The sequence below is a fragment of the Methylobacterium sp. 190mf genome (assembly GCF_900107945.1).
GTDB lineage: Bacteria > Pseudomonadota > Alphaproteobacteria > Rhizobiales > Beijerinckiaceae > Methylobacterium.
This window is the reverse complement of record NZ_FNVI01000042.1, coordinates 1-23,467: the sequence shown is the minus strand read 5'-3', so window position 1 is coordinate 23,467 and position 23,467 is coordinate 1. Positions and strand designations below refer to the sequence as shown.

The following is a 23,467-nucleotide window of genomic DNA, read 5'->3' as shown; positions in this document are numbered from 1 at the left end:
GGGCCCGCCATTCACGGGCCCCTCGTACCAGCAAGACTTCCGTTGCGTCCGATTTATTTCTAATCGCCCGCGTTTCGCCGGATCCCGGCGACGCGGATCGCGCGGGGCCGCCCGCGCCGGAGCCCCGATGCTGGACACCTTCTTCGCCCGCAGCGCCGCCGCGGTGGCCTCCGACCTGATCGGCGCCCGCCTGTTCGTCGGCGCGGCCGGCGGGATCATCGTCGAGACCGAGGCCTACGACAGCACCGATCCGGCCTCCCACAGCTTCCGCGGCCCGACCCGGCGCAACGCCAGCATGTTCGGCCCGCCGGCCCACGCCTACGTGTACCGCTCCTACGGGATGCACTGGTGCCTGAACCTCGTCTGCGAGCCCGGCAGCGCCGTGCTGCTCCGGGCCCTCGCGCCGACCGAGGGGCTTCCCGCCATGCGGGCGCGCCGCGGCCTGGAGGATCCGCGCCTCCTCTGCGCCGGCCCCGGCCGCCTCTGCCAAGCCCTCGGCGTCACCGACGCGCTCGACGGGGCGCCCCTCGCGCGGGCGCCGTTCCGGTTCGAGCCCCGCGCCGCGGGCGATTCCGGGGGCGGCGACGTGGTCAGCGACCGGCGCATCGGCATCACCCGCGGCGCCGAGACGCCCTGGCGCTTCCTGCTCGCCGGCTCCCGGTTCGTGAGCCGCCCGGCGCGGAAGGCAGGGCCGGCCGCCGGATGAGGGCGGCCACCCGCCGTGCGTCACCTCGCGCCCCGCTGCGGCCGCCGGGAACTTGGGCATCCGCCTGCGGTTCCCCGGTCGTGGACGAGGGAGCCCCAGCATGCTGGCGATGAACTACCGCGGGCCGTACCGCGTGCGCGTCGATCGCAAGCCGATCCCCGTGTGCGAGCATGTTGAGGATGCGGTCATCCGAGTTACGCGAACCTGCGTCTGCGGATCTGATCTTCACCTGTACCATGGAATGGTGCCGGATACGCGCGTCGGCACGACGTTCGGCCACGAATTCACGGGCGTTGTTGAGGAGGTCGGCTCCGGCGTGCGCAATCTCGCCGTCGGCGACCACGTGCTGGTCCCGTTCAACATCGCCTGCGGCCGCTGTCACTTCTGCAAGCAGGGGCTGTTCGGGAACTGTCACGAGGCGAACGCACAGGCGACCGCGGTCGGCGGCATCTACGGATACTCGCACACCGCCGGCGGCTACGACGGCGGCCAGGCCGAGTACGTCCGGGTGCCCTACGCCGATGTCGGCCCGTGCAAGATCCCCGCGACGATGGACCTCGACGACGCGGTGCTGCTCACCGACGTCGTGCCGACCGGCTATCAGGCGGCCGAGATGGGCGGGATCCAGCGCGGCGACACCGTCGTGGTCTTCGGCGCCGGACCGGTCGGCATCATGGCGGCGCGCTGCGCGTGGCTGTTCGGGGCCGGCCGCGTGATCGTCATCGACCACGTCGAGTACCGGCTCGACTTCGCGCGGCGGTACTGTCCCGCCGAGGTCTACAATTTCCGCTCGATCGGGGATCCCGTGGTCTTCCTGAAGAAGACCACCGATTCGCTCGGGGCCGACGTCTGCATCGACGCGGTCGGCGGCGACGCGGCGGGGAGCGCCCTGCATACCCTGATGGGGACCAAGCTGAAGCTCGAGGGCGGCTCGGCGGTGGCGCTCCACTGGGCGATCAACGCGGTCAAGAAGGGCGGGATCGTCTCGATCGTCGGGGTCTACGGGCCGACCGGCAACCTGATCCCGATCGGCAACGTCCTGAACAAGGGCATCACCATCCGGGCCAACCAAGCCTCGGTGAAGCGCCTGCTGCCGAAGCTGATCGCCCATATCGAGGCGGGCCGCCTGAACCCCAAGGAACTGATCACCCACAAGGTGCCCCTCGAGGAGGCCGCGGATGCCTACCACCTCTTCTCGGCCAAGCTCGACGGCTGCATCAAGCCGGTCCTGGTCCCCCCGACGGCACGCGCGTGAGGAGGGGGCGATGAGAAACCGTCCGATCGATCCGTCGACGGTCCCGGGCTGGGGCGTCGACGCGGATCCGCAGAACGATCCGACCTACCCGATGCGCGACATCGCGCGCGACGACAGCCGGGGCATGAACTGGACGCGGCCGCCGCAGCAGCGGGCGCGCGTCGAGGTCCTCACCTCGATCGAGTACAACGCCCGGCCGGCGGTCGTCGGCACGTCGACCCCGCCGCGCGGCGTGAGCGGCGTCATCCGCCGGCAGGCGTTCCGCTACAGCGAGTCCCAGTGGGCGCACTGGCTGATGCTGATGGCCGCCGACCGGGTGAACGTGGTCGAGGGCGTGGTCGACGACCTCGCGCGGGGCCGCGTCCCCAACGTCCCGGCCGAGATGGGCGCCCGGGCCGAGCTGGCCCACAACCGGTCCGGGCTGGCGGCGAAGCTCGCGCTGACCGGCGCGGCGATCGGGCTCGGGATCCTGGTCTCGCGCCTGGCCCGGGCGCAGCGGCGCTAGGGCCGCCCCCGGACGACGGCGCGGGGAACGGCTTTCGCGGCGGGTCCTCCCTCGGCTAGGACAGCGGGGCGCGCAGCCCTCCGGGTGCCTGCGGCGAGCCCGGGGGGACCATGGCGGCCAAGGATGAAGCGACGTGGCGGGTCGGCGTCCTGTTCTCCCGCAGCGGGGTGAGCGGCATCACCGAGACCGAGCACTTCCTCGGCACCGCCCTGGCGATCGAGGAGATCAACCGGGCGGGCGGCGTGCTCGGGCGCCCGATCGAGCCCGTCTGCTACGACCCCGCCGGCGACAACGACGCCTACCGCACCCTGGCCCGGCGGATGCTCGCCGAGGACGGGGTCGAGGTGGTGTTCGGCTGCTCGCTCTCGGCGAGCCGGAAGTCGGTCATGTCCACCGTGGAGCGGCACAACGGCCTGCTCTGGTACCCGTCGATCTACGAGGGCTTCGAGTACTCGGAGAACATCATCTACACCGGCGCGACCCTCAACCAGAACGTCTTCGCCCTGGCCGACTACCTGATGCAGGAGCACGGGCCGCGGATCTTCCTGATCGGCTCCGACTACATCTACCCGCGGGAATCGAACCGGGTCATGCGCGACCTGATCGAGGCGAAGGGCGGGACCATCGTGGGCGAGCTGTACGCGGCCCTCGACGCGGACGACGCGGCCCACGCCGCCATGATCGCGGCGATCCGCGACGCCGCTCCGGACGCGGTCTTCTCCACGGTGGTGGGGCGCGGCGCCGAGCGGCTCTACCGCGCCTACGCCGCGTCCGGCATCGACCGCGCCCGCTGCCCGATCGCCAGCCTCACCCTGGCGGAGGGCCAGATCCGCGCGATCGGCCCCGAGCACTGCACCGGCCACGTCCTCGCGGCGCCGTATTTCGGCGCGCTGCCCGGCGAGGAGAACCGGCGCTTCGTCGCCGCCTTCCAGGCCCGGTTCGGGCCTGAGCGCCCCACGAGCATGTGGTCGGAGACCGCCTACGCGCAGGTCCACCTCTTCGCCCGGGCGCTCGCGGAGGCCGGCACCCTCGACGCCGAGCGCCTCGGCGCGGCGGCCCTGCGGCAGCGCCTCGCGGCGCCGGAGGGCGAACTCGCCTTCGACGGCGAGACGCGCCACATCTGGCTCACCCCCGGAATCGGGGTCGCCCGCGCGGACGGGCAGTTCGACGTCGTCTGGCGGGCGCGGCGGCCGGTGCGGCCCGACCCGTACCTCGCGTGGTCCCGGTTCGAGACGAACTGGCTGGAGGAGGGGCTCGCCGCGTGACCGCCCCCGCCCGCAAGATCCTGGACGACCTGCGGCGCGCCCGCGCCCTCGTCATCCATCCCCGGGACGAGGAGGCCGCCGCTTTGCTGGAGCAGCTCCGCCGCCTCGGCTGCGCGGTCTCCCTGGCGTGGCCGCCGCCCGCCGCCCTGCCGGCCGACATCGACACGCTGTTCATCCAGCTCGACGACGCCCAGGTGATGCACCTGCTGCCGTCGATCGAGGCGATCGAGCCGGCGGTCATCGCCATCGTGGCCTACGAGAGCCCGACCTCGCTGAAGGCGATCGCGGACGTCAACGCCCACGGCGTGCTCAACAAGCCGCTCCACCCGCGGGGCGTGCTCACCCAGTTCGCCCTGGCCCGCTACCGGCGCGGTTACGAGGGCCGGCTCACCAGCAAGATCAACCGGCTGGAGGAGACCATGAAGGGCCGCCGCACCGTCGAGAAGGCGGTCCGGCTGCTCGTGGACCTGAACCGGATCGACGAGGACGCCGCCTACAAGATGCTCCGGGACCGGGCCACCGCCGCCCGTGTGCCGATGGCGAGCGTGGCCGAGAGCGTGGTCTCCGCCCACGAGGCGATGAGCGGACTCGGCCTGCGCATCGCGTTGGCGGAAAAGACTTGATCGCAGCAGCCTGCCGCATTTATGGTCTTGCGGTCTGTTTCGGGGTGCGTATCGTAGTCTAACCGGGCAAGGTTGCCCCGCAGCAGCAGTGCTGCACGACATCACGGCTTTGAAGCCTCTGGTTCGCGGATGATCTGTCTCCGCGCCCAGGGGCTTTTTGCGTTTCGGAGCTCTCATGGTCCAGGCGAACGATCCCGCGCGCCCGCCGATACGGGTGTCGTGCATCCAGTTCGAGCCGGAATTCGGCGCGGTCGACGCGAACATGGCGCGCGCGTCGGACCTCGTCCGCGCGGCCGCCGCCGAGGGCGGCCGGCTGATCGTGCTGCCGGAACTCGCGAGCACCGGCTACGTGTTCGAATCCGCCGCGGAGGCCGCCGCGCTGGCCGAGCCGGTGCCGGACGGCCCGACCACCCGCGCCTGGGCGGCGCTCGCCGCGGAGCTCGGCGTGCACATCGTGGCGGGCATCGCCGAGTCCGCCGGCGAGACCCTCTACAACGCCGCCGTGATCGTCGGGCCGGAGGGCTACATCGGCACCTACCGTAAGGCGCATCTCTGGGATCAGGAGAACGTGTTCTTCGCCAGGGGCGATCTCGGCTTCCCGGTCTTCGACACCGCGCTCGGGAAGGTCGGCGTCGCCATCTGCTACGACGGCTGGTTCCCCGAGACCTTCCGGCAGCTGGCGCTCGCCGGCGCCGAGATCGTCTGCATCCCGACCAACTGGGTGCCGATGCCCGACCAGCCCGACGGTGAGGCCGCCATGGCCAACACCCTGCACCGGGCCGCCGCGCACTCGAACGGCATCTTCATCGCCTGCGCCGACCGGGTCGGCGTCGAGCGCGGCCAGCCCTTCGAGGGGCAGAGCCTGATCATCGGCCCCAAGGGCTGGCCGCTCGCCGGCCCGGCGAGCCGCGACCGGACCGAGACCGTCTCGGCGCTGGTCGACCTCGACGCGGCCGGGCGCAAGGACCTCAACGCGTTCAACTCGCTCCTGCGCGACCGCCGCGCCGACATCTACGGCTGAGCCCGCTTCGCACCGTCGTCATCCAAGGAGTTCGTTCATGGTGAAATGGTCCCTCGTCGGCGCCGCCGCGCTCGCCCTCGCCGCCGCGCAGGCCGCCACGGCCGCGCAGGCCGCCGACGGCAAGCCGATCGTCATCGGCATCCCGATCGGCCTGTCGGGCGCCAACAGCGTCGTCGCCCCCTCGGTGGTGCAGTCGGCCGAGCTCGCCGTGGAGGAGATCAACGCCAAGGGCGGCGTCCTCGGCCGCAAGCTCGTCCTAGAGGTGGCCGACGACGCCTCGGGGGCGGCCGGCGCCCAGAAGGCCTTCGACAGCCTGATCTACCAGAAGAAGGTCGACGTCCTGATCTCGATGGAGACGAGCGCGGCCCGCAACGCCGGCCTGCCCGCCGTCACCAAGGGGAAGGTGCCGTACATCTACACCTCGTTCTACGAGGGCCATTCCTGCAACAAGAACATGTTCGTGGACGCCTGGGTGCCGGAGCAGCAGGTGCCGCCGGTGGTGGACGCCTTCAAGGCGAAGGGCGCCAAGACCTACTTCCTGATCGGCAGCGACTACGCCTTCGGCCGCGGCATGCTGGGCTTCGCCAAGAGCTACGTCGAGAAGACCGGCGGCAAGGTGGTCGGCGAGGAGTACCTGCCGATGGACGGCAGCGACTGGACGGCGATCATCTCCAAGCTGAAGGAGGCCAAGCCCGACGCGCTGATCACCTCGACGGCGGGCGGCGCGCCGAACGTGACGCTGACCAAGCAGCTGCGCGGCGCGGGCGTGTCGCTGCCCTTCGCCAACCTCGCGCTGGACGAGGGCACCGCCAAGAGCATGGGCGCGGACGCTGAGGGCGTCTACCTCTCGGCCTCCTACGTCACCGGGATCGACAGCCCGGAGAACAAGGCGTTCCTGGCGGCGATGCAGAAGAAGTTCGGCGCGGAGCTGCGCACGCCGAACGACCTCTCGGTGCCGGAATACGAGGCGATCTACCTCTACAAGGCCGCCGTCGAGAAGGCGGGCGGGACCGAGACCGCCAAGGTGCTGGAGGCGCTCCCGACCGTGAGCTTCACCGGGCCGCGGGGCACGATCACCATGAGCAAGCAGCACCACGCGCCGCTGACCATGTATCTCGGCCAGATCCAGAAGGACGGCACCGTGAAGGTCGCCGGCACCTTCAAGGACGTCGATCCCGGCGAGCAGTGCCCGAAGCTGCAGTGAGGGGCGGGGCACGAGGCCTCGCCCGGGCGGGCGACGATATCCACCCGTCTCGCGCCGACGTCGATGACGGAGCGCCACGTGCCCCCGCTCCCGTGCGGGAGAGGGTTGGGGTGAGGGATTAGACGCTCCAGGATCGAGTGCGCCGTCGTCGCGCTGTCTCGGACGAGACTTCTCCGGAGAGGTCACACCCCTCACCCTGTCCCTCTCCCGCACGGGAGAGGGGACCCGCGCCCGGTCCGGAAGCCGCGGTGCCGTGGTCGATACGTGACTCGGCAAGCCCGCAGAGGGGGAGGGGACCGTCGTCACCCGCCAAATCCCTCCCTCAGCCCGCGACGACACGCGCACCCGGAATCCCCGATGCTGCTCACCCTCGACATCCTGACCACGGCGGCGATCCTGTTCATCGTCGCGATCGGCCTCCTGGCGATCTTCGGCGTGCTCAAGATCATCAACTTCGCCCACGGGGCGTGGCTGACGGTCGGCGCCTACTGCGCGGTGGTGACCGCCAGGCTCGGGCTCAATCCGTGGCTCGCCCTGCCGCTCGCCTTCGTCGTCGGCGCGGCGCTCGGCGGGCTCGCCGAGCACTTCATCATCCGCCCGCTCTACCGGCGGCCGCTGGACGCGATTCTCGCCACCTGGGGGCTCGGCATCGTGGTCGGGCAGCTCATCACCCTGGCCTTCGGCCGGGACGTCCAGCTCACCCCGAACCTCTACGCCGGCACCGTCGCGTTCCTCGGCGTCGACTACTCGGCCTACCGCCTCGTGGCGCTCGGCATCGCGCTGGCGATCGGCACGCTGTTCGCGCTCACCATCGAGCGGACCCGGCTCGGCCTCTCGGCCCGGGCGGTGATCATGAACGAGACCCTGGCGCGCAGCCTCGGCATCGACACGGGCCGGGTGCGCCTCGTCGTGTTCATGCTCGGCGCCGGCTTCGCGGGCCTCGCCGGCGTCCTGCTCACGCCGCTCACCAGCGTCGATCCGAACATGGGCGTCTCCTGGCTGATCGGCGCCTTCATGCTGGTGATGGTCGCCGACGCCTCGTACCTGGCGCTCGCGGCGGCCTGCCTGGTCTTCGGGGCCGCGCAGGTCCTGATCAGCACCTTCGTGAGCCCGATCCTGGGCAGCATCGCCGTCGCGGTGCTCGCCGCCCTCGTGCTGCGGATCAGCCCGAAAGGTTTCTCCCGTGCTTGAGACCCTGCCCGTCGCCGAGCGTGCCGCCGCGGCGCCCCGCGGACGCCGCCTGTCCCGCGCCGCGCCCTTCGTGGTCGCGGGCCTGGCGGCGCTGGCCCTCTGGATCGCGCCGCTCGTCCTCGACACCTTCGCGGTCAACGTCCTGACCCGCTCGATGATCTACGCGGTGCTGGCCGTCACGGTGGACCTGCTCTGGGGCTTCGCGGGGATCCTGACCTTCGGCCAGGCGGCGTTCTTCGGCATCGGCGCCTACGCCACCGCGATGATCCTCGCCGCCTACGGGGCGACGCCGCTCGGGATCGCCGCGGCCATCGCGGCGGCGCTCGTCGCGCCGGCCCTGCTCGGCCTCGCGGTCGGCTGGCTGTCCTTCTACCACCGCTCGACCCCGCTCTACGCCTCGGTGATCTCGCTCGTCGTCCCGATCGTCGTCGTGCAGCTCATCTACGCGGGCGGGGAATGGACCGGCTCCAGCAGCGGCCTCGTCGGCTTCGACGTGCTGCCCTTCGAGACCGAGGGCTATTTCCGCCTCGCGGCCCTGTTCCTGATCGCCGTCACGCTGGCGGCCTGGATCCTGGTCCGGGCCGATGCCGGCCGTGCCCTCGTGGCGCTCCGGGACAACGAGGCGCGCTGCGCCTATCTCGGCCTCAACCCGCGGCGCCTGCAGATCCGGCTCACCGCGTCCCTCGCCGCGGTGGCGGGGCTCGCGGGCTTCCTGTTCGCCAACGCCTCGGGCGTGGTCGCGCCCGAGAATGCCGGCTTCCTGTTCGGCACCGAGCTGGTCATCTGGGTGGCGCTCGGCGGCCGCGGCACGCTGCTCGGCCCGGTGCTCGGCACCGTCGCGATCGACTACCTCGCGGCGAATCTCTCGGGCGACCTGCCGTTCCTCTGGCAGCTCCTCCTGGGCTCGGCCTTCGTGGTCATCATCATCCTGCTGCCGGGCGGCCTCGCCGACCTCGTCGGCCGCCTCTGGCGGGCGCTGCCGGTGGGCCGGCGGCAGCCGGCGCCGCCGCGCCTCGTCGCGCGGGCGGCCGGGACCGAGGCGGCCGGGCCGGAGGTGACCGGCACCGAGGCGACCGGGACCCCGATCCTCAAGGTCGAGAACCTCGCTAAGGCCTACGGCGCCCTGACGGTGCTGGAGGGCATCGACCTCGAGATCCGGGCGGGCGAGCTCGTCAGCCTCGTCGGGCCCAACGGCGCCGGCAAGACCACGCTGATGCGCTGCCTCAGCGACGGCACCGAGCCGTTCAAGGGCGCGATCGCCGTCGGCGGCACGCCGATCACCGGGCTGACGCCGAACCGGATCGTCGGCCTCGGCGTCGGGCGCAAGTTCCAGGTGGCGAGCGTGTTCGAGAGCCTGTCGGTGGCCGACTGCCTCCGCCTCGCCCGGGCGTCCCACGACGGCCTGAGCCCGGTCGGGCGGGCCGAGACGCTGGGCCTGCCGCAGCCCGCCCTCGACGTCCTGCGCATGACCGGCCTCGACCGCCAGCTGACGCAGCCGTCGCGCCTCCTGTCCCACGGCCAGAAGCAGGCGCTGGAGCTCGCCATGGTGGTGGCGCTGGAGCCGCGGCTGATCCTGCTCGACGAGCCCACCGCGGGCCTGACCAAGGCCGAGCGCACCACCATCGGGACCGTCCTCAAGGCGCTCACCGCCGAGGGCCGGATCGCCGCCGTGCTGGTCGAGCACGACCTCGATTTCGTGCGCGAGATCTCGTCGCGGATCGTGGTGCTGCACCAGGGCCGGCTGGTCCTGGACGGCACGGTCGAGGACGTCGTGGGCTCCGAACTGGTCCGGACCATCTACTCGGGAGGCGCCCATGGGTGAGGCAGCACGGCGGGCAGCACGGCAGATCGCGCCGGCGGGGGCCGCCCTCGCCCTCGACGGGGTGTCGAGCGGCTACGGCGCCGTCGCCATCGTGCGGGACGTGTCCCTCTCGGTCGGGCCGGGGGAGATCGTGGCGCTGCTGGGCAAGAACGGCATGGGCAAGACCACGCTGCTCAAGACCGTCCTGGGCATGGTGGCCCTGCGCGGCGGCGCCATCACGGTCGGGGGCCAGGCGCTCGCCGGCCTCACGCCGGCCAAGCTCAACGCGCTCGGCGTCGGCTACGCGCCGCAGGAGCAGCCCCTGTTCCAGGACCTGTCGATCCGCGACAACCTGCGCCTCGCGGTGCCCTCCGACCGGATGCTGCCGGAGGCGCTGGAGCGGCTGTTCGGCCATTTCCCGTTCCTGAAGGACCGGCTGGCCCAGCGGGCCGGCACCCTCTCGGGCGGCGAGCAGAAGATGCTGATCCTCGGGCGCGCCCTGATGCTGCGCCCGCGCCTCCTGCTGATCGACGAGATCTCCGAGGGCGTGCAGCCCTCCATGGTCGAGCGCCTGCGCGGCGTGCTCCAGGCCGAGCGGGCCGCGGGCGTGTCCATGCTGGTGGTGGAGCAGCACGTCGCCTTCGCGCTGGCGCTCGCCGATCGCTACGCCGTCCTCAAGCTCGGCGAGATCGTCGACAGCGGTCCGGCGCAGGCGCCGGACGCGCGGGCACGCGTCATCGACCATCTGGCGGTGTGAGGTCGACCCGGATCCGCCACCGTCATCGCGAGCGCAGCGAAGCGACCCAGGGTCGCGCCACGCTCCCGGACGGGGCGCTGCTGGATTGCTTCGCTGCGCTCGCGAAGACGGCGGTGGATCGGGAGCAGGGAGGAGGAAGCCGTAAGCGCATGAGAGAACTCAACACCTTCTCGATCGCCGCCCGCTGCCCGCGGACCGGCCAGCTCGGCGTCGCGGTGGCGAGCGCCGTCCCGGCGGTGGGCGGCCTGTGCCCGTTCCTCAGGGCCGGGATCGGGGCCGTCACCACCCAGTCCTGGGTGAACCCCTACCTCGCCGCCCGCATCCTCGACGGGCTGGCCGGCGGGCAGGATCCCGACGCCGCGCTGGCGGCGGCCCTCGCCACCGACGACCGTCCGGACCTGCGCCAGCTCGGCCTCGTCGACGGGCAGGGGCGGGCCGCCGCCTGGACCGGCGCCGGATGCACGCCGGCGGCCGGCCACCGCACCGGGCCCGGCTACGCGGTCCAGGGCAACATGCTCGCCGGGCCGGGCGTGGTCGACGCCATGGCGGCGGCCTTCGAGGGGAGCGCCGCCCAGGATCTCGACGAGCGGCTGATGCGCAGCCTGGAGGCCGGCGACGCGGCCGGCGGCGACCGGCGCGGCAAGCAGTCGGCGGCGCTCAAGATCGTCGCCGGCGAGGATTACCCGCACCTCGACCTGCGGGTCGACGAGCACGCCGAGCCCGTCGCCGAGCTGCGCCGGGTTCTCCTGGTCGCCCGCCGTCAGCTCGTGCCGTTCGTGGCCGGCATGCCCCGGAAGGACGGCCCGGCCGGCGCCCTGCCGGACGACGTCGTGGCGATGCTGCTCAGGCCTCCCGCCGAGCGGCCGGGCGCCGCCGGGGATGCAGCCCCCGACCTGCTGCGCGACGTCGTCGGCCTGCGCCAGGAGCCCCAGCGGGTCGCCCACCTGCTGGCGCAGTTCGCGCCGGTGCTCGCCGAGATCGCGCGGCTGCGCGACCTCGACCTCGCGGACATCCACCCGCCGGTCGTGTTCGATCCGACGCTCCCCTACCGCCGGGTGCCCCATGACGACCGCCGCGACTGACGCCCTCTGGCAAGCCCCGATCACCGAGCTCGCGCGGCGGATCGCGGCGCGGGAGCTGTCGAGCGCCGAGCTCGTCGGCGCCAGCCTCGACCGGATCGCGCGCCTCGACGGCGCCCTGAACAGCGTCGTCCACCTCTCGCCCGCGGCCCTCGACGCCGCGCGCGCGGCCGATGCCGAGATCGCCCGGACGGGGCCGCGCGGCCCGCTCCACGGCATCCCGATCGCCGTCAAGGACAACTACACCACCGCCGACATGCCGACCCGGGCCGGCACGGCGGTGGAGGCCCTGACCTTCCCGGCGGCCGACAGCCACGCCGTGGCGCGGCTGCGGGCGGCCGGCGCGGTGATCCTCGGCAAGACGCGGATGCACGAATTCGCCTGGGGCATGGTCACGCCGCCGACCCGCAACCCCTGGGACCCCGACCGGGTGCCCGGCGGCTCCAGCGGCGGCTCGGGCGCGGCGGTCGCGGCCCGCCTCTGCCCGGCCGCCCTCGGCTCGGACACGGGCGGCTCGATCCGGATCCCGGCCGCCCTGTGCGGGATCGTCGGGCTCAAGCCGACCTACGGCCGGGTCGGCCGGTCGGGGATCGTGCCGCATTCCTGGTCCCTCGACCATGCCGGCCCGCTGACCCTGACGGTGGCCGATTCCGCCCTGATGCTGCAGGCGCTCGCCGGCCCGGATCCCGGCGATCCCGCGGCCAGCGCGGCCCCGGTCCCCGACTACACGGCCGGGCTCGACCGGCCGATCCGGGGCCTGCGGGTCGCGGTGATCCGCAACCACTTCTTCGACGCAATCGACGACGACGTCGCCGCCGGCGTCGAGGCGGCGCTCCGCTTCCTCGAAGACCGGGGCTGCGCGGTGCGCGACGTCGCGGTGCCGTCCCTGCGCCACGGCCTCGGCGCCATCTACGCCATCGAGCTCGCCTCCTCGACCGCCTACCACGACCGCAGCCTCGCCCGGGGCCACGTGGCGGGCTTCGCCGCCGACGTCCGCGACCTCGTGGAGATGGGCCGGCTCGTGACCGGGCCGGACTACCTGCGGGCCGAGCAGGTGCGGGCCCTGATCATGGACGAGATGGCCGCCGTCCTGGCCGAGGCCGACGTGATCGTCGGCCCGGCCTCGCCGCTGACCGCGTGGCGGACGGACGAGTCCGCGGTGACGCTCGGCGGGCGCGCGGAGAGCGTGCTGGCGGCCTCCTGGCGCCTGACCTACCCGTTCAACCTCGCGGGCCTGCCCGCCATCGCGCTGCCCTGCGGCTTCGACCGGCGCGGCCTGCCGATCAGCTTCCAGATCGCCGCCCGGCCCTTCGCCGAGGCCGAGATCCTGCGCGTCGCCCACCAGTACGAGCGGGCGCACGCGTGGTGGTCCCGGGTGCCGCCCCTGGCCGGCTGAGGCGTCGCTCCCGTCCCGAACAGCTGAGCGGGACGGGGGCGGTCGATTGTACACAACCAATACCGTGCCGCATCGCGAATATCCGCGTGATCTACCGATCAATGCGCGTGGAACCCTTTTTCCGCCGCTGCCGTTGCTGGCTTCGATTGAAGTCAGGAGGCCAACCATGCGGACCATCATTCTCTCGGGCGCCCTGTTCGCGGCCCTGTGCGGCGCGGCGAGCGCCGAGGAGACCACCGTCATCCGCCGCGACGGGCCCGCCGTCGTCGACCACCGCGACACCGTCGTCGAGAAGCGCGAGGTCACCACCGGCAGCGTCGATTGCGGTTCGAAGACCGTCCACAAGGAGGACGGCATGGGCAACTCCAAGACCGTCCACAAGGAAGGCTGCAACTGATCCTGGGCGGACAGCCGCGCCCTGACGACCCTGGAGATCTCAGCATGACCAACAAGCTTCTTCTGTCGCTGGCGACGGCCGGCCTCCTCGCCCTCCCGGCGGCCGCCCAGGCGCAGGGCACCCTGCGGGGCGCGGCCGAGGGTGCGGCGGTCGGCGCCGATGCGGCCGGTCCGGTCGGCGGCATCGTCGGCGGCGCGGTCGGCGCGGCGACCGGCACGGTCGGCGGCATCCTGGGCGTCGACGACCGCCCGCGGTTCCGCAGCTACGTCCGCGAGCGCGGCGCGCGCTCCTACAGCTGGGGCGGCCCGGTCCGGGTCGGCACCGTGCTGCCGGAGGACAGCGTCACCTACTACGACGTGCCCACCGAGTACCGGGTGCGTCCGGGCTACCGCTACACCATCGTGAACGACCAGCCCGTCCTGGTCGATCGCGGCCACCGCATCGTCGAAGTCATCGACTGAGGGGGGCGGGGCGCCGGTTCGTCCGGCGCCCTCCGGCATCGTGACTCCTCCCGAACCCGCGGTGAAGGATCGGGAGACCTCGCCGTCTTTGCGAGCGCAGCGAAGCAATCCAGGGTCGCGCAGCATCGGCAAGCGTGGCGCCGACTTGATTGCTTCGCTGCGCTCGCAAGGACGGCCGACGCACGGATATCCCTGAGCGCGCGTCAGCCCCGCAGGAGTGCCGCCTCGGGCAGATGCAGCGTGATCCGGTACTCGGCGGCGTCGTGGCTGCGCGTCACGGTCGCTTCGAGCTGGCGCAGGGACATCTCCACCAGCATCGTCCCGAAACCTCGTCCGGGCCTCGGCTCCGGGACACGGGCCATCCGCTCGCACCAGTCCAGGACGAGTCCCGCCTCCTGCCGGTCCCAGGTGACCGACAGCGCGCCGTCGTCGGCCCCGAGCGCGCCGTACTTCACCGAGTTCGTCGCCCACTCGTGCAGGATCATCGCCAGCGACGACACGTGCCGCCAGTTGATCGCCACGAGGGGGCCCTCGATCACCGTGGGGACGTGGTCGCGGTACGGGCGCAGGGTCGCGCCGATCAGGCCCGCGAGATCGCTCATGCCCTGGCCGTCGGACGGGTCGGCCAGGGAATGCGCCCGCCCGAGGGCCGAGATGCGGTCGCGCATGTCGGTGGCGAAGACGCCGATCTCCCGGTGCGTGCGGGCGCCCGCCGAGATCATGCCGCCGATGATCGCGAACAGGTTCTTCACCCGGTGGTTCATCTCCCGCAGCATCAGGTCGCGGGTCTCGGCGAGCGCGTATTCGGGCGACACGTCGATGCAGACGCCGACGATCCGCTTCCGGTCGCCGCTCCGGGTCAGGCGCCCGTAGCTGCGGATGTGCCGCGGCGCGTGGTCGGCGGCGCGCACGCGGATGCGCGCCTCGAACTCGTTTAGCCCGTGCGCCGCCTCGGACAGCGCCGCCTCGAAGCCGGGACGGTCCTCGGGCAGCACGCTGGCCGCCAGGGACGCGGTGGGGTGCGGGGTGTCGGGAGCGAGGCCGAACATCGTGCCGGCGATGCTGTCGACCACGACGGTCCCGGCATCCGGGCTGTATTCCCAGACGCCGATGCCCCCGGCCTTCACGGCCAGTTCCAGCCGCTCGCGCTCCGCGGCGAGCTGGCGCTCCAGCGACAGCGCCTCGGTGATGTCGGTGAGCACCAGGGTGGCGCCGTCGACGCTGCCGTTCTGCAGCCGGTAGGGCAGCACCCGCAGCGAGAGCGTGCGCTCCCCGTCCCGGGTGGCGACGCGCCGCTGGATCACCGAGCCGCCGGCGCAGACCTCCTGGGCGTCGTGCAGGTACTCGTGCCCGGCGAGCCGGCTCGACACGTCGGCGAGGGGGCGGCCGCGATCGCCCGGCTGCAGCGGGAAGATCGTGGTGGCCGACGTGGTGAAGCTGCGCACCTTCAGCTCGCGGTCGAGCACCACGACGGCGAGGTCGGTGGATTCGAAGAAATTGCGCAGGTCGGCATTGGCGATGGTGAGCTGCTCGACCTTGGTCTTCAGCTCGTCGTTGACCGTGGACAGCTCCTCGTTCGTCGACTGGAGCTCCTCGTTCATCGACATCATTTCTTCGTTGGAGCTCTTCAGCTCCTCGTTCGTCGTCTCCAGCTCCTCGACCGCCGAGCGCAGCTTGTAGCGGGTGCGCAGCAGCTCCTCTTCCAGCGCCTCGACGTGGTCGCCGCCGGCATCCATCTCGATCAGGTCGAGGTTGTCCGCCGCCCGGAAGGCGCCGGTGTCGCGCAGGACCAGGAGCATCGAGCCGTCGGGCAGGGGATCGCAGATCAGCTCCACCGGCTGGACGCCGTATTCCGAGCGGATCTCCACGTCGCGGACGACCACGCGCTTGCGCGCGTCGCGGGTCTGGCGGAGCAGCGGGCCGATGACGTCGCGCAGGCCCGGGCGCGCCAGGGTGATGGCGCTGGTGCCGCCGGTCCGGGTCACCGGGAAGTCGAAGTAGCGGCTCAGGCGCCCGTAGGCGGCGATGATGCCGCCGTCCTCGTTGAGCACCATGCTGGGCGGGGCGTAGCGCTCCATGACGCGGCGCACCGCCACGGTCTCGTCGGCGATCGAGGGCTCGCCGCGCCGCTCCTCGCGCCCGCCGCGCCGGGCCTCGCCCCGGCGGGCGCTCCCCGGCAGGTCGATCGGGTATTGCGGCGCGCCCGGCGGCCGCTCGAACAGGCGGGCGTGCTGGTCGATGACCGGGAACAGGTGCTCGAAGCGGCTGACGCTCTCCGAGGGGCCGAGGAACAGGTAGCCCCCCGGCCGGACCGCGTAGTGGAACAGCGGCACCACCGATTGCTGGAGGCGCTCGTCGAAGTAGATCAGCAGGTTGCGGCAGGACAGGAGGTCGACCCGCGAGAAGGGCGGGTCCTTGACCAGGCTGTGGCTGGAGAAGCGGATCAGGTCGCGGATCTCGGCCGCGACGGTGAAGCGCTCGGCGTGGAGGACGACGTAGCGCTCCCGCAGATGGGCCGGGATGTCGGCGAGCGCGGCGGCCGGGTAGGTCGCCTCCCGGGCGATCTGGAGCATGCGCTCGTCGATGTCGGTGGCGAAGATCTGGACCGCCGGCGGCAGGCCGAGGCGGCGGGCGGCGTCGGCGAACAGCATGGCGATGCTGTAGGCCTCCTCGCCGCTGGAGCAGCCCGGGATCCAGACCCGGATGTCCTCCTCGGGATCGCGGGTGCGCAGCAGGGGCTCCACCACGCGCTCCCGGAGGAGCTCGAACATCTCGGCGTCGCGGAAGAAGCGGGTGACGTTGATCAGGAGGTCGCGGAACAGCGCCTCGCACTCGGTCTTGTCGGCCCGGACGCGGCCGAGATAGGCCCGGCCGGACTCGAGCCCGAGGACGTGCATGCGCCGCTCGACCCGCCGGACCAGGGTGGTCCGCTTGTAGCCGGCGAAGTCGTGGCCCACCGCCGCGCGGATGACCCGGCAGAGGTCGTCGATGTGGTCGGCGACGAGGCGGGACTCGGCGTCGACGGCGTCGGTGCCGCGGCGGCGGAAGAAGGTGGTGAGGCAGTCGACGATCTCGCCCGGCGGCCGCACGAAGTCGACGAGGCTGGTCCCGACCGCCGAGAGCGGCATGCCGTCGTAGCGGGCGGTGTCGGGCTGCTGCACCACGCAGACGCCGCCGTGCTCCTTGATCGCCCGCAGGCCGGTCGTGCCGTCGGCCCCCGTGCCCGACAGGATCACGCAGGCGGCGTTGGCCTGCTGGTCGACCGCGAGCGACAGGAAGAAGTCGTCGATCGGCCGGCGCAGGCCCCGCGGCTGGACGAAGTGGGTGAGTTCGAGGACGCAGTTCTGGATGACGAGGCCCCGGCCGGGCGGGATGATGTAGACCTTGTCGCCCGCGATCCGCTCCCCGCCCTCGCACTGGAGCACCTCCAGCTCCGTCTGCCGGTCGAGGAGCTGCGCCAGCATGCTCTCGTGGTTGGGGTCGAGGTGCTGGACGATGACGAAGGCCATGCCGGTCGGCGGCCGGGCGCGCGCCAGCATCTCCCGCAGGGCCTCGAGCCCGCCCGCCGAGGCGCCGATGCCCACGACCGGCCCGGCGAAGGGCGGCGCCGTCACCGTGCCGGCGCCGTCCAGGACCTCCGAGGCCTCGCCTCCGGGGGCGTTAAGGAAATCCTGGTGCATCGAGATCCGCGAGCGTGAGCTTGGCCTGCGCGACCGTGGCGACCGTGTTGGCGATCGTCATCAGCGAGCCCTCGATGACGAGCCCACTCTCCGCAAGCGTCGGGGTCAGCCGGGACAGGGTCCGGCCCAGTTCTGCATCGTAGGCGGAAAGCAACTCGGGTTGCGAGCGGCTGACGTCGAATTGGGATGCGAAAAGGTAGCGCACCTCGCCCGAGAGCGCCTTCAGTTTGGACATGTACAGCAGGTTGACGAAGGGCTTCCCGTCCTTGCGGAAATTCACGATCGGCGTGCGCACCGTGTCCTGACGGTCGTTCTCCAGGAAGGCGTGGATCTTGGCCCGCGCCTCCCGGTTGTCGGCGTCGCGCTGGAGGAGGCGGCAATTGCGCCCGACGACCTCCGCGCCCGTGTAGCCGGTGAGCTGGTGGAACCGCTCGTTCACCAGGAGCAGGACGTTGTCGTCGCCCGCCGCGGCCAGCGCCAGGGCGATGTGGGATTTCTCGAAGAAGGTCGTGAGTTCGGCCGGGATGGTCTGCGTGTCCACGGTAGCTTCCCTGTCGCCTCCGTTCGGCGCGGCCCTGCCGGTCCGCTCCCGGGCCCGCCCGCCCGCCGGGCCCCGTGCCGAGGACGCCCGCGATGGTGCCCGCGAGGACGCCCTCATGGGCGCGCCGCCGCGGTATGGCAATGACGCCCGGGCCGGCGAACCCGTTCCGCACGTCCCTGCGACGCCGTGTGCCCCGGGGGCACCGCCCGCCCGGGGCCGTCCGGATCTCAGCCCTCGCCGCCGATGATGCCGCGGATGCGGGTCGCGAGCGCCTCCAGGGCGAAGGGCTTCGTCATCACCTGCATGCCGGGGCCGAGATGGCCGTGGTTGAGGGCGGCGTTCTCGGCGTAGCCGGTGATGAACAGGACCTTCAGGTCGGGCCGGTGCTGGCGGCCGGCATCGGCCATCTGGCGGCCGTTCATGCCGCCGGGCAGGCCGACATCGGTGATGAGCATGTCGACGCGCACGTCCGACTGGAGGACCTTCAGCCCCGAGGCGCCGTCCGCCGCCTCGATCGCCGCGTAGCCGAGATCCTCCAGCACCTCGGTGACCAGCATCCGCACGGTCGGCTCGTCGTCCACAACCAGGACCGTCTCGCCCTGCTCGGCGCGGGGCGCGTGGGCGAGGTCGGGCAGGATCACCTCGGCCTCCGCCTCGCCGAGATGGCGGGGCAGGTAGAGGCAGACCATCGTGCCCTGGCCGACCTCCGAGTAGATCCGGACCTGCCCGCCGGACTGCTTGGCGAAGCCGTAGATCATCGACAGGCCGAGGCCGGTGCCCTCGCCGATCGGCTTGGTGGTGAAGAACGGGTCGAAGGCCTTGGCGACCACGTCGGGGGTCATGCCGGTGCCGTTGTCCGAGACGCAGAGCGTCACGTACTGCCCCGGCTCCAGCTCGCGCTCCTGGGCGGCCCGGTGGTCGAGCCAGCGGTTGGCGGTCTCGATGACGATGCGCCCGCCCGCCGGCATCGCGTCCCGGGCGTTGATGCACAGGTTGAGCAGCGCGTTCTCGAGCTGGCTCGGATCGACCAGCGTCGGCCACAGGCCGCCGGCCCCGACCGACTCGATCGCCACCGCGGGGCCGACCGTGCGGCGCACGAGCTCCATCATGCCCTCGACCAGGCGGTTCGCGTCCGTCGGCTTCGGGTCGAGGGTCTGGCGGCGGGAGAAGGCCAGCAGGCGGTGGGTCAGGGCGGCGGCGCGCTTGGCCGCGCCCTGCGCCGCGCCGATGTAGCGGTCGAGGTCGCCGACCCGGCCCTGCAGCATCCGGGTCTGCATCAATTCCAGCGAGCCGACGATGCCGGCCAGCATGTTGTTGAAGTCGTGGGCGAGCCCGCCGGTGAGCTGGCCGACCGCCTCCATCTTCTGCGACTGGCGGAGGGCCTCCTCGGCGCGCATCAGCTCGGCCGTCCGCTCGGCGACCCGCTGCTCCAGGGTCTCGTTGAGGCTGCGCAGCGCCGCGGCGACGCGGTCCCGCTCGGCCTCGACGGCGCGGCGCTCGTCCACGTCGATCAGGACCCCGGGGAAGCTCAGGGGCGTGCCGTCGGGCGCGTGGTCGACGCGGCCGTTGGCCTCCAGCCAGTAGTAGCGCCCGTCCGCCCGGCGGACCCGGTACTGGTGCGCGTAGGCGCCGCCCCGGGCGACGGCCGCGTTGATGGCCGCGGCCAGCCCGGGCTGGTCGTCCGGATGCACGGTCGCGACGATCCGGGCGAGCGGGATGCCGTCCCGGCCCAGCGCCGGGTCGAGGCCGAAGCTGCGGGCGAAGCCCTCGTCGACCGTGAACCGGTCGCTCGGCAGGTCCCAGTGCCACGTGCCGATGATGGCGCCGGCCGCGAGGGCGAGCTGCACGCGCTCGATGTTGGTCCGGGCGAGCGCCTCGCTGGCGCGCAGGGCGTCCTCCGCCTGCCGGCGCGCGGTGATGTCCCGGAACAGCACCGAGACCTGGCGCCGGCTCGCCGGCCCGATCCGGGCGGCCGAGACGTCGATGAAGCGGTCGGCCTGGGCGAAGAAGCGCTCGAACCGGATCGGGACACCGGTGCGGAGCACGCCGCCGTAGAGCTCGAGCCAGGCCTCCGCGTCCTCGGCCGACACGAGGTCGCGCAGCGTCCGCCCGACGATGCCGGCGATGCCGGTGTGGCGCTCGTAGCCGGGATTGGCCTCGACGTGGACGTAGTCGCTCAGCGGGCCGTGCGGGCCGTCGAAGAACTCGATGATGCAGAAGCCGTCGTCGATGGCCTCGAACAGCGTCCGGTAGCGCTCCTCGCCGGCGCGCAGGGCGTCGCGGGCCTCGCGCTGCTCGGTGATGTCGCGCGCCACCCCGGAGAACCGCACCGGCCGCCCCGCGGCGTCGCGCTCGATCTCCCCCTGCCGGGCGATCCAGCGGATCTCGCCGGTATCCGGCCGCCGGATCCGGTAGGCGACGTCCCGCGGGGGGGCGCCGCGGCGCCGGCTCGCCGCCGTCGAGACGAGGGCCCGGTCCTCCGGCAGGATCAGCGCCTCGACCAGCTCGGCCGGGTAGGTGTCGCGCTCCGGCAGGCCGTAGAGCCGGCAGAATTGCGGGGTCGGGTGCAGGAGCCCGTCCGCGACCCCCACGGTGAACAGGCCGATCCCGCCCGCCTCCTGCGCCCGCAGCAGGCGCGCCTCGGCCTCCCGGAGGGCGAGGCCGGCCCCGGACAGGTCGGCGGGGGGCTGCGGGAGCGTCGGGGCGTCCGCCTCAGCGCCGGTGGCGGCCGCCCGCGCCCGGAGTCCGGCGGCCTCCGCCTCCAGCGCGCGGGCGCGCCGCAGGAGCGCCTCGGTCCCCGTCTCGTCCACGCTCAGCGCCCGTGCGTCGCGATGGACTCCCCCGCCAGCCGCGCGGGGCGGTCGGGGCGGATCGCCAAAATCGGGAGGGCGGGGGATACGGGCACGGGGCTGGCGCTGCGACAGAGGGGCGGGGCGTGGGCGCCTTCTGCCGGAAACGGACCTGGGACGCCACGGGACCGGACCATAACGCGCGGAAACCGCTAAGGCTGCGTCGGCCGGCCCGGCGGGCGACGGGGGCCGCCGGCTACGGCTCGGCGAGGCGGCAGGTGGCGCTGCTCGCGCGGGGCCAGCCGTAGTAGATCGTCTCGGCCTGCACGTCGGCGAGGCTCACGACCTCCGGCACCGAGGCCTGCTGCGTGTCGAGCACCGTCCCGCCGGCCCCCGTGAAGGTGCACAGCACGGTCACGTTCGTCGCGAGGTCCGGGCCGGTGTTGCGCAGGTTGACCATCGCCCGCTGCGGCTCGTGCGAGTCCGGCGGCGTGTGCAGCCGGGTCTCCCGCAGGACCAGGGCGGCGTCGGCCCGCGCCGGCGGGGCGAACGCGACGACCAGGCCGGCAGCCAGGAAGGCGCCGGCCCACCGCGACGACTGCATCCTGCGCATGGTCGGTCCATCCTCTCCTCGTGCCGGGCCTCGGTGCCGGATCCCGGTACAGGGTCCCGGGCCCGGCACCCGCCTCGATCCAACTTGTAACCCGGGTTCCGGGTTCGGCGTCAGCCGCCGCCCGCCCGACGCGAGGCCGCCCCTGGGACCGGGCCGATCCATCCTCAGTTGCGCAGCGGCTCGGCCTCGATCTGCATCCGGTAGATCGTCGTCGGGAACTTGACCGTCGAAGCCGCGCCGCCGCTCATCGCCGGCGTGCGGTTCATCTGCGCCGCCGGGATCCACAGGCCGCCCTGCTCGTCGATCCACATCGCGTCGACCCAGACGAGCCGCGGGTCCTGCACCAGCGTGCTCACGGTCCCGTCCGGCGCGATCTTGAGGATCCGCAGGCCGTCCGTGTCGCTCGCGTAGATGGTGCCGCCCGCGTCGATGGCGGTGCCGCCCGTCGCCACCGTGGCGGCGTGGAGCTTCACGTGCCGGGCGCGCTCGTCGTCGCTCACGGCCGCGTCGTCGAGGTACCGGGTCTCGATGCTGTAGAGCGGCCCGGTGCACGCTTGATAGTAGAAGGTCTTGCCGTCCGGCGAGACTTCCAGCTGGTCGGCGTGGATGAAGAGCAGCTTGTCCTTGTCGTCCCGGAGCACCCGGCCCTGGCCGGTCAGCGGGCGCTGCGCGATCGTCGACCAGTGTCCGTCGAGCACCCGCCGGAGGCCGCCGGTCTCGCGGTCGAGGACGATCAGCCCGGGCTGGCCGGCATCCGTCAGGTAGATGTGGCCGCCGTTGAACCGGAAATCGTCGATGAAGCTCTTCTCGGTGGTCGCCGCCTGCAGCGGGTAGACCCTGCGCACGGCGTTCGTGGCGAGGTCGATCTGCACGAGCTTCGGGCCGCCCGGCAGCGGCGCCGCGCCCATGCCGGGCGCGCCCTTGTCGACCACCCAGAGATCCCCGTCCGGGCCGATCCGGATGGCGTTGACCGCCACGAAGGCCTTGGCCGGGTCGTCGCCCGTCTTCCAGGCGTTCCAGGCCGCGTCGGGGTACGGGACCGCCTTGCCGTCCCGCCACTCGCCGAGCTCGATCCCCTTGTCCTTACTCTGCCGCTGGAACGGCGAGAACAGCCGGCCGTCCGCGGACCGGGTGATGCCGTTGAAGACGAGGTCGTTCGACTCCACCATCGGCTTCAGGGCGTCGGACCCCGCCGGCGCCTCGGCGGCGCGGCCGGGCGCGCCGAGGCCGGCGGCCAGCAGGAGGGCGAGGAGCGTGGCGCGCATGGTGGGTTCCCGGTCCGGCGGTGAGGCGTCTCGCCCGGTAAGCCCCCGGCGCGCGCGGTGTTCCGGTCCGGTCCCATCGGCCGCAGTCGTGAGTCCGGCGCGGGTCCGGCGCGGGTCCGTTCCGGGGACGCCTGCGACGCTTCGCCGGGGCTGGATCCGGCCGAGAACAGAACATATAGTGAACACAGGGTGAGCGCCGCGCGGGGCGGCCGAGGAGGAGCGAGGGATGGCCAAGTACCGGTTCCACTGCACCAACGGCCTCGAATGCGTGTTCGACGCCCGCGGCACCGAGGTCCGCGCGACGGCGCGCCTCGTCGACCGCGCCCGCAAGGTCGCCTCCGACGTGCGGCGCTCGCTGGCCAACCGCACCGACTGGGCCGAGTGGCGGGTGAGCGTGCACGACCTCTCGGGCCGGCGGGTCCTGGTGCAGCCCTTCGTGCAGCCCTTCGAGAAGGCGTCGGGTCGCGCCAGGGCGGCCTGAATGGCGACGCCGATCAGGACGGTCGCGCAGGGGTCCGGTGCCGCGGCCGCGGAGCCGGATCAGACGATCCGGCCCCTGAGCCTGTCCGAGTTCATCGGTCAGCGCGCGGCGCGGGCGAACATGCAGGTGTTCATCGAGGCGGCGAGGAAGACCGGGCAGGCGCTCGACCACGTGCTGTTCGTCGGGCCGCCGGGCCTGGGCAAGACCACGCTGGCGCAGATCGTGGCGCGCGAGCTCGGCGTGAACTTCCGCTCGACCTCCGGGCCGGTGATCGCCAAGGCCGGGGATCTGGCCGCCCAGCTCACCAACCTGGAGGAGCGCGACGTCCTGTTCATCGACGAGATCCACCGGCTCAACCCGGCGGTCGAGGAGATCCTCTACCCGGCCATGGAGGATTACCAGCTCGACCTGATCATCGGCGAGGGCCCGGCGGCGCG

The 23,467-nt window shown here is 72.6% G+C and carries 21 protein-coding genes; 16 read left to right on the top strand and 5 right to left on the bottom strand.

Features of this window, described 5'->3' with window-relative positions; translation table 11 throughout:
* Window positions 1-127: 127 nt before the first annotated feature.
* The 14 genes from C4T42_RS29275 to C4T42_RS29205 all read left to right on the top strand — a co-directional run bounded on the left by C4T42_RS29275 (window position 128) and on the right by C4T42_RS29205 (window position 13,661).
* Window positions 128-706, top strand: coding sequence for a DNA-3-methyladenine glycosylase (locus C4T42_RS29275; protein ID WP_042670544.1), 579 nt, complete (start codon window positions 128-130; stop codon window positions 704-706).
* A gap of 100 nt (window positions 707-806) precedes the next feature.
* Window positions 807-1,961, top strand: a complete 1,155-nt coding sequence (locus tag C4T42_RS29270) for a zinc-dependent alcohol dehydrogenase (protein ID WP_103986388.1) — start codon at window positions 807-809, stop codon at window positions 1,959-1,961.
* 10 nt (window positions 1,962-1,971) lie between these two features.
* Window positions 1,972-2,466 (top strand): hypothetical protein, encoded by a 495-nt coding sequence (locus tag C4T42_RS29265; protein WP_020096065.1) that lies wholly within the window; start codon window positions 1,972-1,974, stop codon window positions 2,464-2,466.
* Window positions 2,467-2,576: 110 nt separating this feature from the next.
* The gene (locus tag C4T42_RS29260; protein ID WP_020096064.1) at window positions 2,577-3,731 is read left to right on the top strand and encodes a transporter substrate-binding domain-containing protein; all 1,155 of its coding nucleotides are present in this window, start codon (window positions 2,577-2,579) and stop codon (window positions 3,729-3,731) included.
* Complete coding sequence (locus tag C4T42_RS29255) at window positions 3,728-4,354, top strand: ANTAR domain-containing protein (RefSeq protein WP_020096063.1); 627 nt, start codon at window positions 3,728-3,730, stop codon at window positions 4,352-4,354. The genes C4T42_RS29260 and C4T42_RS29255 overlap by 4 nt, the downstream gene beginning before the upstream one ends.
* 175 nt (window positions 4,355-4,529) lie before the next feature.
* Complete coding sequence (locus tag C4T42_RS29250) at window positions 4,530-5,375, top strand: nitrilase family protein (protein ID WP_020096062.1); 846 nt, start codon at window positions 4,530-4,532, stop codon at window positions 5,373-5,375.
* Window positions 5,376-5,412: 37 nt separating this feature from the next.
* Window positions 5,413-6,579: a substrate-binding protein gene (locus C4T42_RS29245; RefSeq protein WP_020096061.1), complete on the top strand. Its 1,167-nt coding sequence runs from the start codon at window positions 5,413-5,415 to the stop codon at window positions 6,577-6,579.
* A 357-nt stretch (window positions 6,580-6,936) separates the two neighbouring features.
* A complete protein-coding gene (locus C4T42_RS29235; protein ID WP_020096060.1) occupies window positions 6,937-7,770 on the top strand; it encodes a branched-chain amino acid ABC transporter permease in 834 nt (277 codons plus the stop codon).
* Window positions 7,763-9,592 (top strand): ATP-binding cassette domain-containing protein, encoded by a 1,830-nt coding sequence (locus C4T42_RS29230; RefSeq protein ID WP_020096059.1) that lies wholly within the window; start codon window positions 7,763-7,765, stop codon window positions 9,590-9,592. The genes C4T42_RS29235 and C4T42_RS29230 overlap by 8 nt, the downstream gene beginning before the upstream one ends.
* Window positions 9,585-10,328, top strand: a complete 744-nt coding sequence (locus C4T42_RS29225; protein WP_020096058.1) for an ABC transporter ATP-binding protein — start codon at window positions 9,585-9,587, stop codon at window positions 10,326-10,328. The genes C4T42_RS29230 and C4T42_RS29225 overlap by 8 nt, the downstream gene beginning before the upstream one ends.
* A 149-nt stretch (window positions 10,329-10,477) precedes the next feature.
* On the top strand, window positions 10,478-11,410 hold the full coding sequence (locus C4T42_RS29220) for a DUF1028 domain-containing protein (protein ID WP_020096057.1): 933 nt from the start codon (window positions 10,478-10,480) through the stop codon (window positions 11,408-11,410).
* On the top strand, window positions 11,391-12,803 hold the full coding sequence (locus tag C4T42_RS29215) for an amidase (protein ID WP_103986386.1): 1,413 nt from the start codon (window positions 11,391-11,393) through the stop codon (window positions 12,801-12,803). Before C4T42_RS29220 ends, C4T42_RS29215 begins: the two co-directional genes overlap by 20 nt.
* 166 nt (window positions 12,804-12,969) lie before the next feature.
* Window positions 12,970-13,200, top strand: a complete 231-nt coding sequence (locus C4T42_RS29210; RefSeq protein WP_020096055.1) for a hypothetical protein — start codon at window positions 12,970-12,972, stop codon at window positions 13,198-13,200.
* Between the two features lie 44 nt (window positions 13,201-13,244).
* Window positions 13,245-13,661, top strand: a complete 417-nt coding sequence (locus C4T42_RS29205; protein WP_020096054.1) for a DUF1236 domain-containing protein — start codon at window positions 13,245-13,247, stop codon at window positions 13,659-13,661.
* A gap of 203 nt (window positions 13,662-13,864) precedes the next feature.
* Here C4T42_RS29205 and C4T42_RS29200 read toward each other — a convergent pair whose 3' ends face one another.
* The 5 genes from C4T42_RS29200 to C4T42_RS29180 form a co-directional block, all read right to left on the bottom strand.
* Entirely contained in the window at window positions 13,865-17,341 is a 3,477-nt protein-coding gene (locus tag C4T42_RS29200; RefSeq protein ID WP_020096053.1) for a CheR family methyltransferase, read from the bottom strand.
* Window positions 17,322-17,882 carry a PAS domain-containing protein gene (locus tag C4T42_RS29195; protein ID WP_020096052.1) on the bottom strand — a complete coding sequence of 187 codons (561 nt, stop codon included), beginning with the start codon at window positions 17,880-17,882 and terminating at the stop codon, window positions 17,322-17,324. The genes C4T42_RS29200 and C4T42_RS29195 overlap by 20 nt, the downstream gene beginning before the upstream one ends.
* Before the next feature lie 227 nt (window positions 17,883-18,109).
* On the bottom strand, window positions 18,110-20,692 hold the full coding sequence (locus tag C4T42_RS29190; RefSeq protein ID WP_103986385.1) for a PAS domain-containing protein: 2,583 nt from the start codon (window positions 20,690-20,692) through the stop codon (window positions 18,110-18,112).
* Window positions 20,693-20,927: 235 nt separating this feature from the next.
* Entirely contained in the window at window positions 20,928-21,284 is a 357-nt protein-coding gene (locus tag C4T42_RS29185) for a hypothetical protein (RefSeq protein ID WP_026605381.1), read from the bottom strand.
* A 164-nt stretch (window positions 21,285-21,448) separates the two neighbouring features.
* Complete coding sequence (locus C4T42_RS29180) at window positions 21,449-22,549, bottom strand: L-dopachrome tautomerase-related protein (RefSeq protein WP_103986384.1); 1,101 nt, start codon at window positions 22,547-22,549, stop codon at window positions 21,449-21,451.
* A 226-nt stretch (window positions 22,550-22,775) separates the two neighbouring features.
* Here C4T42_RS29180 and C4T42_RS29175 point away from each other — a divergent pair, with 226 nt between their 5' ends.
* Together C4T42_RS29175 and C4T42_RS29170 are read left to right on the top strand one after the other, a co-directional pair.
* Window positions 22,776-23,030, top strand: a complete 255-nt coding sequence (locus C4T42_RS29175) for a hypothetical protein (RefSeq protein ID WP_020096048.1) — start codon at window positions 22,776-22,778, stop codon at window positions 23,028-23,030.
* A partial coding sequence (locus C4T42_RS29170) for an AAA family ATPase (RefSeq protein ID WP_146074072.1) occupies window positions 23,031-23,467 on the top strand: 437 nt, incomplete at its 3' end.